Annotated in this window: 15 protein-coding genes and 1 pseudogene; 10 read left to right on the forward strand and 6 right to left on the reverse strand. The window is 41.6% G+C overall.

What is annotated here, in order from left to right; genetic code table 11:
- Positions 1 to 9 precede the first annotated feature (9 nt).
- Genes rfbF through LC033_RS11915 form a run of 5 tightly spaced genes read left to right on the forward strand, consistent with a single transcriptional unit; the run spans position 10 to position 4,791 of the window.
- Entirely contained in the window at positions 10 to 774 is a 765-nt protein-coding gene (gene rfbF / locus LC033_RS11895) for a glucose-1-phosphate cytidylyltransferase (RefSeq protein WP_226568682.1), read from the forward strand.
- A gap of 4 nt (positions 775 to 778) precedes the next feature.
- Positions 779 to 1,750: a GDP-mannose 4,6-dehydratase gene (locus LC033_RS11900; RefSeq protein ID WP_226568684.1), complete on the forward strand. Its 972-nt coding sequence runs from the start codon at positions 779 to 781 to the stop codon at positions 1,748 to 1,750.
- Positions 1,751 to 1,762: 12 nt separating this feature from the next.
- Positions 1,763 to 2,674: a putative nucleotide-diphospho-sugar transferase gene (locus LC033_RS11905; RefSeq protein WP_226568686.1), complete on the forward strand. Its 912-nt coding sequence runs from the start codon at positions 1,763 to 1,765 to the stop codon at positions 2,672 to 2,674.
- Positions 2,671 to 3,861, forward strand: a complete 1,191-nt coding sequence (locus LC033_RS11910; RefSeq protein WP_226568688.1) for a glycosyltransferase family 2 protein — start codon at positions 2,671 to 2,673, stop codon at positions 3,859 to 3,861. The genes LC033_RS11905 and LC033_RS11910 overlap by 4 nt, the downstream gene beginning before the upstream one ends.
- The gene (locus LC033_RS11915) at positions 3,862 to 4,791 is read left to right on the forward strand and encodes a putative nucleotide-diphospho-sugar transferase (RefSeq protein ID WP_226568690.1); all 930 of its coding nucleotides are present in this window, start codon (positions 3,862 to 3,864) and stop codon (positions 4,789 to 4,791) included.
- A gap of 810 nt (positions 4,792 to 5,601) precedes the next feature.
- Here the strand turns inward: LC033_RS11915 and LC033_RS11920 are convergent.
- On the reverse strand, positions 5,602 to 6,840 hold the full coding sequence (locus LC033_RS11920; RefSeq protein ID WP_226568692.1) for an MFS transporter: 1,239 nt from the start codon (positions 6,838 to 6,840) through the stop codon (positions 5,602 to 5,604).
- 320 nt (positions 6,841 to 7,160) lie between these two features.
- Between LC033_RS11920 and LC033_RS11925 the strand changes: the two genes are divergently transcribed.
- Entirely contained in the window at positions 7,161 to 8,591 is a 1,431-nt protein-coding gene (locus tag LC033_RS11925; RefSeq protein ID WP_226568694.1) for an SLC13 family permease, read from the forward strand.
- Here the strand turns inward: LC033_RS11925 and LC033_RS11930 are convergent.
- Positions 8,523 to 8,927 carry a hypothetical protein gene (locus tag LC033_RS11930; RefSeq protein WP_226568696.1) on the reverse strand — a complete coding sequence of 135 codons (405 nt, stop codon included), beginning with the start codon at positions 8,925 to 8,927 and terminating at the stop codon, positions 8,523 to 8,525. The genes LC033_RS11925 and LC033_RS11930 overlap by 69 nt on opposite strands.
- A gap of 92 nt (positions 8,928 to 9,019) precedes the next feature.
- On the opposite strand from LC033_RS11930, the gene LC033_RS11935 reads away from it, so the two are divergent.
- Positions 9,020 to 9,247, forward strand: a complete 228-nt coding sequence (locus LC033_RS11935) for a hypothetical protein (protein WP_226568699.1) — start codon at positions 9,020 to 9,022, stop codon at positions 9,245 to 9,247.
- On the opposite strand, the gene LC033_RS11940 is transcribed toward LC033_RS11935, so the two are convergent.
- Complete coding sequence (locus LC033_RS11940; RefSeq protein ID WP_226568702.1) at positions 9,228 to 9,707, reverse strand: Hsp20/alpha crystallin family protein; 480 nt, start codon at positions 9,705 to 9,707, stop codon at positions 9,228 to 9,230. The two genes, LC033_RS11935 and LC033_RS11940, sit on opposite strands and share 20 nt — an antisense overlap.
- Before the next feature lie 65 nt (positions 9,708 to 9,772).
- On the opposite strand from LC033_RS11940, the gene LC033_RS11945 reads away from it, so the two are divergent.
- Complete coding sequence (locus LC033_RS11945; protein ID WP_003213975.1) at positions 9,773 to 10,030, forward strand: hypothetical protein; 258 nt, start codon at positions 9,773 to 9,775, stop codon at positions 10,028 to 10,030.
- 6 nt (positions 10,031 to 10,036) lie between these two features.
- A complete protein-coding gene (locus tag LC033_RS11950; protein ID WP_226568704.1) occupies positions 10,037 to 10,270 on the forward strand; it encodes a hypothetical protein in 234 nt (77 codons plus the stop codon).
- A 35-nt stretch (positions 10,271 to 10,305) separates the two neighbouring features.
- Here the strand turns inward: LC033_RS11950 and bcaP are convergent, their stop codons facing one another.
- Both bcaP and LC033_RS11960 read right to left on the reverse strand, forming a co-directional pair.
- Positions 10,306 to 11,697 (reverse strand): branched-chain amino acid transporter BcaP, encoded by a 1,392-nt coding sequence (gene bcaP, locus LC033_RS11955; protein ID WP_226568706.1) that lies wholly within the window; start codon positions 11,695 to 11,697, stop codon positions 10,306 to 10,308.
- A gap of 181 nt (positions 11,698 to 11,878) precedes the next feature.
- Positions 11,879 to 12,952, reverse strand: coding sequence for a glycosyltransferase family 2 protein (locus tag LC033_RS11960; protein WP_226568708.1), 1,074 nt, complete (start codon positions 12,950 to 12,952; stop codon positions 11,879 to 11,881).
- A gap of 133 nt (positions 12,953 to 13,085) precedes the next feature.
- On the opposite strand from LC033_RS11960, the gene LC033_RS11965 reads away from it, so the two are divergent.
- Positions 13,086 to 14,975: an ABC-F family ATP-binding cassette domain-containing protein gene (locus tag LC033_RS11965; RefSeq protein ID WP_226568710.1), complete on the forward strand. Its 1,890-nt coding sequence runs from the start codon at positions 13,086 to 13,088 to the stop codon at positions 14,973 to 14,975.
- A gap of 101 nt (positions 14,976 to 15,076) precedes the next feature.
- Here LC033_RS11965 and LC033_RS11970 read toward each other — a convergent pair.
- Positions 15,077 to 15,250: pseudogene (locus tag LC033_RS11970) on the reverse strand (GTP cyclohydrolase, FolE2/MptA family); the annotation flags it as partial.
- Positions 15,251 to 15,605: the final 355 nt, after the last annotated feature.

A 15,605-nucleotide genomic window follows, 5' to 3' on the forward strand; every position in this document is an offset into this window, starting at 1 on the left:
GGGGAGAAGATGAAAGCAGTCATTCTCTGCGGAGGAAAGGGAACGAGAATGAGTGAGGTCACACAAGCGCTTCCTAAACCACTTGCTATGATCGGAGATCGACCTATTATATGGCACATTATGAAAATCTATCAGTATTACGGTGTAGATGAGTTCATCTTATTGCTCGGATATAAAGGAGAGAAGATCAAAGAGTATTTTCTCAAATACGACTGGCGTCATCACAGCATGAAACTGGATATGTCGACAGGAGAAATGCAGCTTTTAGGGAACTCGGAAAACTGGAAAATCACCTTTTTAGATACAGGCGAGGATACGATGACAGGCGGGCGCTTAAAACAGGCGCAGGACTACATTGGTGATGAGACCTTTATGATGACCTATGGTGATGGGCTGGCCAATATCAATATGTTTCATTTGCTCAAGCGTCATCAAGACATTGGGGCAGCTGCCACTGTCACAGGGATTGAAAAGATGTCTCAGTACGGGACGCTCAAGGTGTATAACGGGATGGCACAATCCTTCTCTGAGAAGACAGACAGTATCGGGATGATCAATGGAGGATTTTTTGTGTTGTCTCCGAAGGTCTTTGATTATTTAACAGACGATGACCAATGCGTGTTCGAAGCGGATCCTCTTCAAAATCTGGCAAGTGATGGAGAGCTAGCGGTTTATGAGCACCACGGATTTTGGGCAGCAATTGATACGTATAAAAACTTGAAGGAAGTCAACGACATGTGGACAGAAGGAAAACAACCTTGGAAGGTTTGGTGACGGTATGAGCGGATTTTGGAATGGTAAGAACGTATTTGTGACTGGATGTACAGGTCTATTGGGTAGTTATCTCGTCAAGGAATTGATTGATCAAGGTGCAAACGTGACAGGGCTTGTACGTGATCAGGTGCCAAGGTCGAATTTATATCAAGGCAGTCAATTTGAAAAAATGAATGTAGTGCAAGGGGCACTTGAGGACATGCAAACGATTGAACGTGCGTTAGGAGAATACGAAATTGATACCGTCTTCCATTTAGCGGCTCAAGCCATTGTTGGGGTTGCGAATAGACACCCTGTTTCTACATTTGAAGCCAATATTTTAGGTACATGGAATGTGCTGGAGGCGTGCAGAAGGCAGCCGCTCATCAAACGAGTGATTGTGGCATCAAGTGACAAAGCATACGGTGATCAGGAGCAGCTTCCTTATGATGAAGACATGCCGCTTAACGGGAAGCACCCTTATGATGTATCAAAAAGCTGTGCAGATTTAATTTCTCACACGTATTACAACACATATGGTCTCCCGGTTTGTATAACGCGATGCGGCAATTTATACGGAGGTGGAGATTTAAATTTCAACCGAATCATTCCTCAAACCATCCAGCTTGTGTTAGAGGGAGAGGCACCGGAGATTAGAAGTGACGGGACATTTATTCGTGATTATTTCTACATTGAAGATGCGGTAAAGGCTTATTTGCTGCTAGCAGAGAAGATGGAGGAAAAAGGTCTTGCTGGAGAAGCTTTTAATTTTAGTAACGAAATTCAACTGACGGTCCTTGAGCTAGTTGATAAGATTTTAAAAGCAATGGGAAGTGATCTGAAGCCTCGTATTCTTCACCAAGGAACGCATGAGATTAAGCATCAATATTTGTCGGCAGAAAAAGCGAGAAAGCTGCTTGATTGGAAGCCGGACTACTCCATTGATGAAGGTTTAGAGAAAACGATTGAATGGTATCGCGAATTCTTTCAAAAATAGAGGTGTGAATAGATGAACAGCATATATTGTACGGTTCTATCAAGTGGAAGACTTTATCAAGCTATTGCGTTTTTCTTATCGTTGAAGCAAGTAGAAGATGATGCTGTCATCAAGACATTATGTATGGATGATGCTGCATTTGATTTACTTCATCAAATGAATTTCCCACATGTCGATCTTGTTCATGTTCGGGAGTTAGAAACGCAGGAGCTGTTAGAGAAAAAAGAGGAACGGGATGATTCAGAATATTGCTGGACATTAAAGCCTATTTGGATTGAGTGGTTATTTGAACAGGAAAAGTCAGGGCGTGTGACGTACCTTGATGCTGATTTGTTCTTTTATGAGAATCCGCAAGTCATTTTTCAAAACCAGCCGGATGCCTCTGTTCTACTATCGAGAGGGGATATTGTCATTCCAAGCTTTTATCCAGAGGAAGTAAAGATGCTGCAAAAACTTTTGGGCCGCTATAACTCAGGCTTCCTACACTTTAAGGGGGATGAAGCCGGCCGCAAGTGTCTCAGCTGGTGGAAAGAAGAGTGTTTAAAAGAGTGTAAAAATGCTCCAGGAGAAGGCAAGTTTGGTGACCAAGGGTATCTGGATCATATGCCGGTGCTGTTTGAAAAGGTAGAAGATATTAAAACAAAGGGTGTCAATATTGGCCATTGGAACTATGGACAGCATTCCTATCAGGAAGAGGATGGACGTATTCTACTTGAAGATGGGCATCCGCTCATTTGCTATCATTTCAGCGGCTTTCGGATCGTGAGTAAGGATGATATGCAGCAAATCCATGAAAAAGGAAGAAATGACTTGCCATTTTTCCAAGAAGCCTATCGAGAAGTGCTTCATCATGTGATTGAATCTGTGGAGCAAGTCAATCCGAGGTTTAACGGCTATGCCAAACTGGAGGGGGATGACGCATGAACGAAAGGCCAAAGGTAAGCGTCATTATTCCGAGCTATAATGCCAAAGAGCGTTTAGAAGGGAGCCTATTTTCCTTAACGCTTCAAGAAACAAATCTTCCATTTGAGGTCATTGTGGCCGATAATGGGTCAACTGATGGCACGATGGAAATGCTCGAAAACATGGAGGTGAATTTTCCATTTAAAAAGGTGCGTATTCCTGTTAATCAAGGGATTGCAAAGGGAAGAAACCAGGCAATTCGTGAGGCAGAGGGTGACCTGCTGATCTTCCATGACAGCGATATGCTGGCAGAACCGCAATTTATTCAAAAGCATGCAGAGGCGCATGCTGATCAAGAGGATCTCGTCATTTGTGGTGTTTGTTGGAAGCGAATTTATGGTTATTTTTACACATCGTTTGATAAAGATCATATGAAGCAATTGAAAAAGCAAGGTCTATATAAGAGAGAAATGAAGAACAAAACGCCTCTTTTATCAATGGAAGAAATCGAAAACGGCGCATTTTTAGAGAAAAGCTTCGATCTGCAATCCGAGTTTATTGATATCCTCAAAGATATCTTGGATGCGTACCACTATGATTTAGGTTCTTATGAGTTGCCGTGGCGATTTTTCATTACAAATAACTCCTCTGTAAAGCGAAAGCATGTTATGGCGCTTGGGATGTTTGATGAAAATATCGTTCGATACGGTTTTGAGGATTATGATTTAGGGATTCGTTTACATCAGCTCGGCCTCTCATTTGAGCTGCGAGAGGATATTATGAGTGTGCATCAGGAGCATCCAAGTAATTTAACGTCATTTGAGGACATCAAATATAACATTTTGTATATGTGTGAGAAGTACAACAATATTGATTCCATTGATGTCCATTTAGCATTCTCTGGACCTTTTTCTCATACCGTAACAAATGACATTGTTGCAGAAATTCGTCAGCTACGAGAGAACCCGGCATTTGACGATCTACTATCCTATTTTTTAGAGCTGATTCATTTGATCACAGAGCGGAATGTCGGCATCAAGCGTGATAAAAAAGATGCGCTGACAGCGAAGCACCTTCCTTTGAAAAAGTTGTCAGAGGTAGCGCAGCTTGCAAGAGAGGAATATAACTGCGCTGTTTTTGTAGAAGCGATTCAAGGGCTGACGAAAGAGCTATTACGTGTTGATTTGTTTCAAGTGGATGTGTTGTAGATGGCATCCTATCATTTTACAACCATTGTGTCGAATACCCATGTATTTAAGTTGCTGGCGTTGATCCATTCGCTTGAACAAACCGCCCATTCATTCAAGCTGTCTGTCTTATGTGCTGACCCTTTGGCTTACAAAGTGTTAAGTCAGTTTCCTCGTCCGCATGTCCAATATGAACAGCTTGAGAATATTGAAGATGATTCGCTACGAAAGGCAAAAGATCATCGTACGTTTCATGAGTATTGCTGGACGTTGAAGCCTGCATTTCTACTTAAAATCCTTGAGTCCTCAGATGCGGATTATCTCGCTCATCTGGATACCGATTTGTATTTTTATCATGATCCAGAGGCGATTTTTGCAGAGAATCCACACGCTCATTTGTTTTTGACGGATCATATGAATTCAGAACGATTCTATCACTTTTATGAATTGTCCGGACGCTTTAATACGGGTTTTGTAGGCTGTCGTAACACTGACGTTGCCAAACAGGCTGTGACGCAATGGAAAGAAAACTGCATTGCTCACTGTACAGTTGAAATGGATACGGAAAAAAAGACATACGGTGACCAGCGGTATGTTGAAAGATGGATAGATGATTTTGAAGGTGCCCATGTTGTGACATCTAAAGGAGCCAATGCAGCGATTTGGAATATTGAAAACTACAAGCTTTCGATTGTGGAAGGGAACATTTACCTCGACGAACATCTGCTGCTCTTCTATCATTTTTCTGCCTTTACGATTATTGATAAGAGGACCTTTAATCTCAATTGGTATTACTACATGACAGAACAAAAGCTGGTGGATCATCTATATATTCCGTATGCCAACTTGGTTCATCAAAAAATTAAACAGGTGCAAGAGATATTTCCAGAATTTCAGCAAGGATTTATTACGAAGAAGCATGTTCCCGACACGCATTTTTATGAGATATAAAAAAATCTGTCATTTAGGGACTGACCCCCATTTTTGAGAGAGGGATCAAAACACCTTTATTAAATAACCATTTGTCGAAACTCTGTCGGTGACTGATTCGGATACAATAATGAATATACGCCCTGACTGTCTTTTCTACAATGGCTGTTGTAGTGTTTGTCAGGTAGATTCGATGGGGGCATTATCAGCAGGCATTCCTATACAAGGCACGCTCATGATAATGCCTTTTTTTGATAACATATGAAATGTAGACCGATGTTTGATCACGATGAAGTATACAGCTTGAAGCAGTGACTGTAGCTGATTCAATGAATTTCAAGTGGCTTTGTTGAATACTGTCAGTTTGCATAATACGTTGTACCGTTTTATGATTTTATTTCTTTTTGCAGTAGAGCCGTTCTTTTACGATAACCATACGTATATTGGTGTGACTCACAAAGAGATGAAATGAGGTCGATTAACACTTGTTGTTTTGTCGGATGACCTTGTTTTTTCCAACGATAAAATGTTGATTTAGCGACTTCAAACATCTTACAGAATGCACTTATACTAACTTTGATGAAACCGATGTTTCACCATAAGATGCGCTATCATCTTTGTGTTTTATTCTTAATTTCTAGCTTGTCCATGATTTCTTTTGTCAAAGTCCCCGCTAATTTCATTCGAATGGCTATGGGGTAACTAACTCTTTTTTCATACAAAAACACCTCCAATTTGTTTTCAGGTATGCTATACCCGATATTCAAATTAAAGGTGTTTTTATTTGTCTCACTTTATGGGGTCAGTCCCCTTACTGAGCGGCTTTTTATTTTATGATTCATTCCATTTGGAAATGGTTTGATCACTAGGAAGTAAGACGGCTAGAATCCCTAAAATCGGTAAAAAGGCTGCACCGATCATTGTAGGGATTAAACCAAAGGCGTCAATCAATGAGCCGAGGGCAACGGATCCGATCGCTCCCATTCCAAACGCAAGTCCGACAGTTAAACCAGACATTGTGCCAATTTTCCCAGGAAATAGTTCTTGAGCATATACCACTGTGACAGAGAAGCTTGACATCAAAATCAGGCCAATGAGTCCAAGTAAAACGTATGCAAGAACAGGTCCGGCAAATGGTAATAGAAGTGCAAGTGGAAAGGGTGCCAATAATGAAGACAAAATGACATTTTTCTTGCCAAATTGATCTGCAAGCGGTCCGCCTAAAAATGTTCCAACTGCACCTAAAATGAGAAATAAGAAGATATAAGTTTGTGATTCTTTAATCGTCACACCGTATTGTTCAATGGCATAGAATGCGTAGAAATTCGAAATGGCATTTGCATACCAAGAACGGGCAAAAATAAGGAAGACGATTATGACAAGTGCTGTGAGTGCTGATTTGCGGTGAATGGAAGATCTTGGCGCTGCCGCATGAGCTTTTTTCGCTTGTGCTCTAATCGTTTGTAGCTTCCCGGCGTACCATCTTGAAATATAGAGAAGAAAACCGACAGCAATCATTCCGACAATCGTAAACCAAGCGACTCCTTGTTGACCAAGCGGGACGAGCATTAATGCAGCGATAAGTGGTGCAAATGCTTGACCTGTATTCCCGCCAACTTGATAGATGGACTGGGCAAGTCCTCGTCTTGGACCAGCTGCCATGTTGGCAACACGTGAACCCTCTGGATGGAAGATCGCAGAGCCGAGTCCAATAAAGACGACGCAAAGCAAAATGGTGGCAAAGGATGGAGCGAAAGCAAGCCCGAATATACCGATAGCACTTGAAAATAAAGCAATAGGAAGTGCATAGGGCATCGGTCGTTTATCTGTGTACCATCCAATGACAGGCTGCATCACGGAGGAGACCATATTTAATGTAAAGGCAATGAGCCCTAATTGTGTAAAGGTCAGCCCCATTGAGCGTTCTAAAATAGGGAACATGGCAGGAATAACGGCTTGCAATGTGTCGTTAAGCATATGGCAAATACCAATAATCAATAAAATGGGATAAACCGTCGAGCCAGTTACAGCATTTTGGGGTTTATCTTTTGCACGAGCAGCGAAAGCCAATGAGACTTCCTCCTTTCATTCTACTGTTTAGCAATCACGATGATGACCTTTTTCTGTTTCCAAGATGATTTCCTTGATCTGTATTTAACGAAAAGACACCTCAATTTTTGATTAGATCCTTTATATTTTACAGTTATTACGTATGGTTTGTATAGTTTCTCCTATGAAAATAGATCAAGGCATCATGTTATGGTTGTATAAATGATCATAGGCTTCTGAAAGATATCTTCATTTTTTCAAATGATTTAAAGGATTTCTTAAGAGATCATCGAATGTGAAAAATTAGAAAAAATTAAAAGCGTTTTCATAAAGGAGGAATTGTGATCGTTTATAATAAAGTGAATCTGACTGGACTTGTTCTTGGACCAACACTCTTCTTGTTGATTCTTTTCTTCATATCAGATGATGAATTGACCTATGCAGCGAGAGTGGTATTGGGCATTACGGCTTGGACTGCGACGTGGTGGGTGACAGAAGCATTACCAATACCAGCAACCTCTCTATTGCCAATCATCCTTCTACCAACACTTGGCGGGCTCTCTATGGAGCAAACATCAAGGTCTTATGGAGACCCGATTGTCTTTATGTACATGGGCGGATTTATGATCGCCATAGCAATTGAAAAGTGGAATTTACATAGAAGAATGGCATTACATATTTTAAAGATCATTGGCGCAAGAAGTGATCGCATTGTATTAGGTGTCATGATCGCTACTGCCTTTTTATCTATGTGGATTTCTAACGCAGCGACTGCACTGATGATGCTGCCGGTGGCACTGGCTATTATTAAAGAGGTCAAGACGAACGACATCTTATCTGGTGTATCTCTTGATCGATTCAGCAAAAGCATCTTATTGTCGGTTGCTTATTCGGCATCAATAGGTGGTTTGGCGACACTCGTTGGGTCTGTGCCAAATGCTGTATTTGCTGCGATGTCAAAAAAGCTGCTAGATCGAGATATTATGTTCTTTGAATGGTTTTTGTTCGGTTTTCCCATCGCTATTGTTCTTCTCATTCTCTTATTTTTGTATTTGACCAAGATACAGTTTAAGTTAGAGCACACAGGTGAGATAAGTGTGGCGTTCATACGGAAGGGATTAGAGGATTTAGGCAAAATGAAACAAGAGGAAAAATGGGTTTTTGCTGTTTTTTTGATGACGGCGTTTTTGTGGATATTTAAAATCTTTTTGTTTGGAGGTTTCACCGTATCTGATACGTCTATCGCTATTTTTGGTGCGGTGCTGCTATTCCTCATACCAGCTACAAATGGGGAGAGAATACTAGAATGGCAGGATATGAAAGAAATGCCATGGGGGCTTTTGCTTTTATTTGGCGCTGGACTATCACTTGCTACGGGCTTTGCAGAGACCAATCTAACAGGATGGATCGGGGAAAATTTACAGCATTTAAATGGGCTTTCGTATCTCATGCTATTGATTCTTTTAACGGGCGCTATTTTATTTATGACAGAAATTATGTCAAATACAGCTGTTGCCAATATGATTATTCCGATTACGGTAGGGCTTGGCCTTGCGATTGGCATCGAGCCTTATGGTTTAATGGCTGCGGCTGCTTTGGCTTCCTCATGTGCCTTTATGCTGCCGATCTCCACACCGCCAAACGCGGCTGTTTTTAGTGCGGACGTGTTGAAAATATCAGATATGGTCAAGGTCGGTTTTGGGTTAAATATCATCAGTGTTGTGGCGATTGTCCTTGCGGTTTATTTCTGGCTGCCGATCGTGCTTAGATGAGGGCTTTGATCGAATTGAGACTGTCGGTGTTGGTGTTTCTTTTGGCTTCGGTGTAGGGGATGATTTTTTGATGTTGGTTTCTTTTGGCGTATAATAGGTTGCCCCAATATTGAGTCTGCCTTGAAGCTGATCAATGGAAAGCTCACCAAACTCTAAGTGGTAGTCAATTTTGTCTACGTGCAGTGATTCAATATGAATGTGCGTATCCTCCGAGACAGGTTCAGCAGGTGCAGACATTTTTTGTTCAAGAGCGGTTAGTCTTTTTTCCAGCGCGACGACAGACGGGGGTGGACTGGATTCAGTTTTTTTAAAGAGTGATTGAATGAAATGTTTCAAGAAGACCACAACCTTTTCTTTCGCCTTGCTCTAGTCTATGGAAAAGCTGCCCGGTATATACTTATAGAGATGACAAGAAAGGGGAGAAGCGCATGCTACCTACACGGATTCAGATTGCCCATATGAAGACGAACACTATTAGTACAGGGTCCTCGATGACATTCGGTTCGACGAACGTACGAAATCACTGCTCTAGGATAAAAAGAAACAATGGTTTTGGTGAGCAAAATGCTGATGGTGTGATCACAATCCTGCCGATTGAAATGATTGATGATCGTGATCAAATAGATTCAGTCAGTATCAATATTCGTCATTTATGATAATTGTCGTCGCTTTTCCTTCATCTTTTTGCAGTCGGATGTATAGCACGCCGTCTTTAAAAACCGCATTCATTTGACCAAGAATTATATCTGGGAGCCGAATTTTTTTTTCAAACGGACCGTATTTTCCTTGCTTTTGACGAAAGTCCTGCTCATTAAAAAAGGAAAAGCGCTGTCCTTTCACAACTAAATATTCACCATATGATAGTACCTGAACATCTTCCTTTCGGTAGCCAGGCAAATAAATTAAGTACTGGAATTCTGAAGGGGTTTCCACAATGTCGATTGGTGGAAACGACGTATCTGATCCTCTCTGATCTTGCTGTGAAAATGTAAAAGGAGACGGACCATTTGCCATAAAGGGGGATCTTTGCTCATCATCGAATATCATTTTCCAAAAATCATCACCATGCATTTGCTGGGCAATATCCATCCACTGCTTCATTTTTTCGAAGTCCATGTGAAGACCTCCTGTTAACATACTTGATGGGTGCTCGCATATACCTGTAAAAAGGAGGTTTATCTGTGGTTCAACCAACTCCGTATATCAATATTAATATTTTCATGTTAAAAATTAATTCCTTTGAAAATGCGTCGGCGGTGAATGTCGGACAAAATTTGTTAGCAGAGTGGCAAAACTCAGATAAAAAAAATCAGGGGTACGGACAGAATTTTGGAGATGCCAGCGGTTTTGTCGGGACAAAAAGCCATGTAGATGATCGAGATCAAGTGGACTCACCTGCCTCTTTTTCGCCAGCAGCTAAACCTATTCAAAGGAAGTGACGTGTGATGTTATTCTCACCCTCAGTTGTCAATGTCGGTGCTTTTAAGGTCAATTCAATGGATCGGGGGGCATCACTGACGCTAGGTCCTTATCAGCAAGTCGATTATTTTCTTGCTATGAAATTGAACCAAGGTTTTGGTGAGGACAATGGAGATTGTTCACCGCTTGTCATTCCGATTTCAAGCGTATTCGATCCAGATATGGTGGATTCGAATTCAGTTAAAAACAGTGTGATTTAAACAAAAAAGAGACCGGGAATCCCCGTGTCTCTTTTCTAATGTGTTTGATTCAGATGGCTATTTCGTCTTGCATAGGTGAAATAGACAACGATACCAATGGCTACCCAAATAAGAAAGGCTTGCCATGTCACCCAAGAAAGCGTGGTCGCCAATTTGATACAAATGATGGCACTAATGATCGGAAGAACAGGCACGAATGGTACTTTAAAGGCTGCTTTGACATTCGGATGTTTTTTCCGTAAAACAATAACGGCAATCGAGATGACAGTAAATGCTGCAAGTGTACCAATGCTGACTAAATTAGCCAGCGTCGATAAATTCACAAATCCAACGATACATGCTGCAACAGCACCTGTCAGCCAAGTGTTCGCAACGGGTGTCTTGGATGTCGGATGAACCTTTGAGAAAATCTTTGGCATAAGACCATCTCGGCTCATCGCAAAGGTTAAGCGAACCTGTGCATACACCAATGCGATTAAAACCGTTGTAATCCCAATAATGGCACCTGCTGATATAATTCCAGCCACACTATTGAGGCCGACAACTTGAAGAGCAAAAGCAACAGGATCACTGACATTAAGCTTTGTATAGTGAACCATGCCTGTTAAAACAAATGAAACGCCGATGTATAAAATGGTACAAACACCAAGCGCACCGATGATTCCGATCGGCATCGCTTTTTGCGGATTTTTAACTTCTTCTGATGCATTTGCGATCGCATCAAATCCAAGGTAAGCAAAAAAGACAGTCGCTGCTCCTGCAATTACGCCCTCAAAGCCCATCGGCATAAATGGCGTCCAGTTTTCAGGTTTGACATAAGCGAAGCCCGAAATGATAAAGAGAAGGACAATGGCAATCTTGATGAGCACAATGATGTTATTCAGCTTGGTGCTCTCTTTCACACCTCTTGAGACAATAAAAGTAATGAGTAAGATAATGAGTGCGCCTGGAAGATTAAAGACGGCATCATCAACGGCTCCAGGTGCAGCCGATAAAGCCTTCGGTATGTGCAGGCCGAATCCACTGAGCAGGGATTGAAAATAGGATGACCATCCACTTGCCACAGCAGAGAGCGCCACTACATACTCAAGCATCAAATCCCATCCCATTAAGAAGGCAAGGAATTCACCAAGGGTTGCGTAAGAATACGTATAGACGCTTCCTGACACAGGAATGGACGAGGAGAATTCCGCGTAGCAAAAAGCAGCAAGGGCGCATGCGATCGCAGCCAAAATGAAAGATATAATAATCGCAGGTCCAGCATCCTTAGCTGCCGCAACCCCCGTAATCACAAAGATACCAGTCCCAACGACACAGCCAATACCAAGCAAGATTAAATCAAACGTATTCAAAGAACGACTGAGCCGCTTCGTTTGACTTTCAAGCATGAGCTGGTTTAGAGACTTTTTTCGAAATAAAGAACTCATGTTGACCTCCTAATAGATAAATCTTTTCGTAAGACGAATGTTAGTATATGCGTAAATGACAATTTAGTCAATTGGTTGAAAAACGCTTTAAATCACTAAAGTATTAAATGTTACAAGATCATTTGTAAGTATACAGAGACATCCGCCGGCATATGGCAGACGGATGTGATGACAGTCTTTTTTATGTCTGTTCAGCAAATATTTTTTCGTTGTACAGCACACTTGGATGGGTTGGGTAATGTGCGGAGGAAGCAAGGTGATGTTTTTTGGCTTGATCCAAATCACCAAGCTGATAATAACAATAGCAAAGCTGAAGGTGAGGATACCACGTTTTATATTGTGTGAGCGTAAAGGCCGTTTCGTTTTCAGGAGCCTTCAGTGCCTGCTCATACCAAAAGATTGCGGCTTGATGTTTGTTTTGCGTTTTTAAATGATCACCAACTCGGCAGCAAAACTCTGGGCGCGGCTGATCATATAAGAAGGAGCGCAATAATGAGGATAAGGCCGCTTCCTCGAAACCGACCGCATAATAGCAGTCAGCTAAATATTGACATGTGCGAATTTCATCCTCAATCCAGCACTGTTTTATTGCTAAAAATTTATGATAAAAACGAATCGCCCTGACATGCTGTCCGTTGTCCCTTAATTCATTGGCAAAGTAAAAGAGATCACGAGGCGTCATACTCTCTCCCTTTTCAAGCATGTCTTCATAAATTCTCAGGTTGCGCCCAGGTTCGCCAGTGGTTGTTTTCTTACGTTTTTGATGTGTGACGGCTATATCGGCCGGAAAGATGTTGCCATAGACCTGGAGAAATTCATGAACGGCCCCGTACCACTGAAAGTTCAAGGCACGCTTCACGAGCCGATTTCTTCTATATTTAAAATTCACCTGTCCGTCCTCATCAAATCCAACATGATAAAACATAGAGACAGCATCCACTGCTGGATCAAGTGTTTTCTTGAGCTCAAGAAGTTTTTGGCGGTCTTCTTCAAATAGAACATCGTCTGCATCAAGCCATAAGATATACTCTTTTGTTGCATGTGAAAAAGCGAAATTGCGTGCTTTTGCAAAGTGCTGAACCCATTCAAAATCCATCACATTTGCTGAAAACGAGTGAGCAATTTCCTTCGTTCGGTCTGTTGATCCTGTATCAATGATGATCATCTCATCTACTATGTCTTGAACAGAAGAAAGGCAGTCCGCTAAAACCTCCTCTTCATTTTTCACAATCATACATAAGCTAATGGTTATCATCTTTAGATCACCTCTTCATAGTGTATCGAGCATCAAAAGGAAACATTCTTTTCAGGAGAGGTTTTTTTAAAACTAGTTTTCTGCTACTGGCTGATTTAAAATAAAGAAAGAATCTATATAAGGGCTGATAAAAATGAGTTTATTGAATGTTGAAGGATTATATAAAACCTATGGCGAAAAAACGCTGTTTGATCATATCTCTTTTCATATAGAACCAAAGGAACGCATCGGCTTAATTGGACCAAATGGAACAGGAAAATCGACACTCCTGAAGGTGATCGCAGGACTTGAATCGTTTGAGGAAGGTGACATCACGAAAGCAGGAACACTTGATATCGAATTTCTCGAGCAAGATCCTGAAATGAGCGGAGACGAAACCATTCTTGAGTATGTTTTTTCTGGAACCGCACCGATTATTCAAGCGATGAAGGCATATGAGCAGGCACTCGCTAATTTAGAGCATGATCCGCAAAATGAAGTTAAACAAGAGGCACTCATCCGTATGCAAAATCGAATGGATCAGGAGGATGCATGGAATGCAAACCTTTCGGCAAAAACGATTTTGACAAAGCTTGGAGTCAAAAATGTCAATCGCCGGGTTTATGCACTGTCGGGCGGTCAGAAAAGGCGTGTTGCGATTGCTAAAAATTTAATACAGCCTGCGGGTTTGCTGATTTTAGATGAGCCGACCAACCATCTAGATCATGCAACCATTGAATGGCTTGAAGGATACTTGAGTCAATATAGCGGTGCTGTCATCCTGGTGACGCATGATCGTTATTTCTTAAATCGTGTAGCCAATCGAATTTATGAGTTAAGTCAAGGTCAGCTATATACGTATAAAGGAAATTATGAAGTCTTTTTAGAAAAAAGAGCGGAAAGAGAAGCAGAGGCTCAGGTGAAAGAAACAAAACGCCAAAACCTGCTCAGACGTGAGCTTGCTTGGCTGAGAAGAGGGGCGAAAGCAAGAACGACGAAGCAAAAAGCACGCATCGGCAGAGTAGAAGAGCTGAAGGATCAAAAAGGGCTTGATGCAAAGAATGAGCTTTATTTTGCTATCGGCTCGCATCGCCTTGGAAAACAAGTGATCGAGGCAGAAGACATCACCATTTCATTTCCTGACCAGACACTTGTGGAGCGATTTACGGATCTAGTCTTGCCGGGCGACCGTATTGGATTTATTGGACCGAACGGTGTGGGGAAAACCAGTTTGCTTCATTGTCTAGCAGGCAAAATAAAACCGACCACTGGACAATTGATCATTGGACAAACGGTTCATATCGGCTATTATACGCAGGATCATAAAGAAATGAACGAAGAGCTGAACATCATTGATTACATCAAAGAAACAGCTGAAATTGTGAAGACAGCTGATGGCGCCATTGTGACAGCAGAGCAAATGCTAGAGAGGTTTTTATTCCCAAGATCCATGCAGCGCACTTTTATTCGCAAACTGTCAGGGGGAGAGCGCCGTAGGTTGTATTTACTGAAAGTCTTGATGGAAGAGCCGAATGTTCTCTTTTTAGATGAGCCGACGAACGATCTTGATACAGAGACGCTCAGTATTTTGGAGGATTATTTAGAGCAGTTCCCTGGCGTTGTCATTACGGTGTCGCACGATCGCTATTTCCTAGACCGAGTCGTCAATCGCTTATTAGTCTTTGAAGGAAACGGTCGCATCTTACATTTCCAAGGAGCTTACAGCGATTACATGGAGCAAGAAAAAGAGCTGAAGCTTACAGAATCAGAAAGGCCTACTGACAAACAAATAGAAGCTGCACCTAAAAAGAGAAAAAAACTTTCCTATAAAGACCAGCTAGAATGGGATGGGATTGAGGACCGCATTCAGGATTTAGAGGAAAAACACCAGCAGCTTGAAGCGAGCATCGCAGAGGCTGGCAGTGATTTTGGGAAAATTCAAGAGCTGATGGACGAACAAAAAGCTGTGGCTGAAGAATTAGAACAAGCCATGTATCGCTGGACAGAACTGTCACTAATGATTGAGGAATTAGAAAGCAATTAAGTATGTTGACAAACTCTCTCATTCTAGTCAATCACGTAGAAAATGAACGAAGGGCTAACATTAGCACTTAGACAATATTTCAACTGTAGAGCGCTCTACAGTTATTTTTGATAGGAGCATTTGGCATCGGAATCATGCTGATGAATGAATTCTGGATTTCGACACTCGACTTGAAAACCTTTGATCCAGCTTTGCTCATACAGTTCGACCGCAATTAACCTCGCTACATCTTCTACAAAACGTGGATTTTCATATGCCTCAGTCACTTTCTTTTTTAAGCATGGAATAAAGCTTCATCTTCTTACAGTGCTGTACGATTTATTGGTGGGCGAGTGTTCCTTGGATCGCAGGAGCACTCGCTGAAACCTACTCAACAAGCACACCTTATGATGTAGGGGCTGCTGTTCTTCTGTTAGGGAGTTGACCCTGCTTCCTGCTCCTTGGTCGTAAGCATTTGGTGAATATTCAAGCAGGTTATTAAATAGAAAAAAGCCCTATATCTGCTCAGAAGATGATATTATCCCCTCTAAGTAGACAGTGTAAAAAGCCCAAGAACATATCTTGGCTGTTACACTATACTTGGAGGGGATTTTTTATGGCTAGAAAGGGACAACAATTTCAACACTATTC

This window comes from Bacillus stratosphericus, assembly GCF_020524495.1.
Lineage (GTDB): Bacteria > Bacillota > Bacilli > Bacillales > Bacillaceae > Bacillus > Bacillus stratosphericus_B.

Coding starts and splice junctions, on each gene's coding strand:
- rfbF (WP_226568682.1), top strand. CDS start 10: ATGAAAGCAGTCATTCTCTGCGGAGGAAAGGGAACGAGAATGAGTGAG.
- LC033_RS11900 (WP_226568684.1), top strand. CDS start 779: ATGAGCGGATTTTGGAATGGTAAGAACGTATTTGTGACTGGATGTACA.
- LC033_RS11905 (WP_226568686.1), top strand. CDS start 1,763: ATGAACAGCATATATTGTACGGTTCTATCAAGTGGAAGACTTTATCAA.
- LC033_RS11910 (WP_226568688.1), top strand. CDS start 2,671: ATGAACGAAAGGCCAAAGGTAAGCGTCATTATTCCGAGCTATAATGCC.
- LC033_RS11915 (WP_226568690.1), top strand. CDS start 3,862: ATGGCATCCTATCATTTTACAACCATTGTGTCGAATACCCATGTATTT.
- LC033_RS11935 (WP_226568699.1), top strand. CDS start 9,020: ATGCTACCTACACGGATTCAGATTGCCCATATGAAGACGAACACTATT.
- LC033_RS11940 (WP_226568702.1), bottom strand. CDS start 9,707: ATGGACTTCGAAAAAATGAAGCAGTGGATGGATATTGCCCAGCAAATG.
- LC033_RS11950 (WP_226568704.1), top strand. CDS start 10,037: ATGTTATTCTCACCCTCAGTTGTCAATGTCGGTGCTTTTAAGGTCAAT.
- bcaP (WP_226568706.1), bottom strand. CDS start 11,697: ATGAGTTCTTTATTTCGAAAAAAGTCTCTAAACCAGCTCATGCTTGAA.
- LC033_RS11960 (WP_226568708.1), bottom strand. CDS start 12,952: ATGATAACCATTAGCTTATGTATGATTGTGAAAAATGAAGAGGAGGTT.
- LC033_RS11965 (WP_226568710.1), top strand. CDS start 13,086: ATGAGTTTATTGAATGTTGAAGGATTATATAAAACCTATGGCGAAAAA.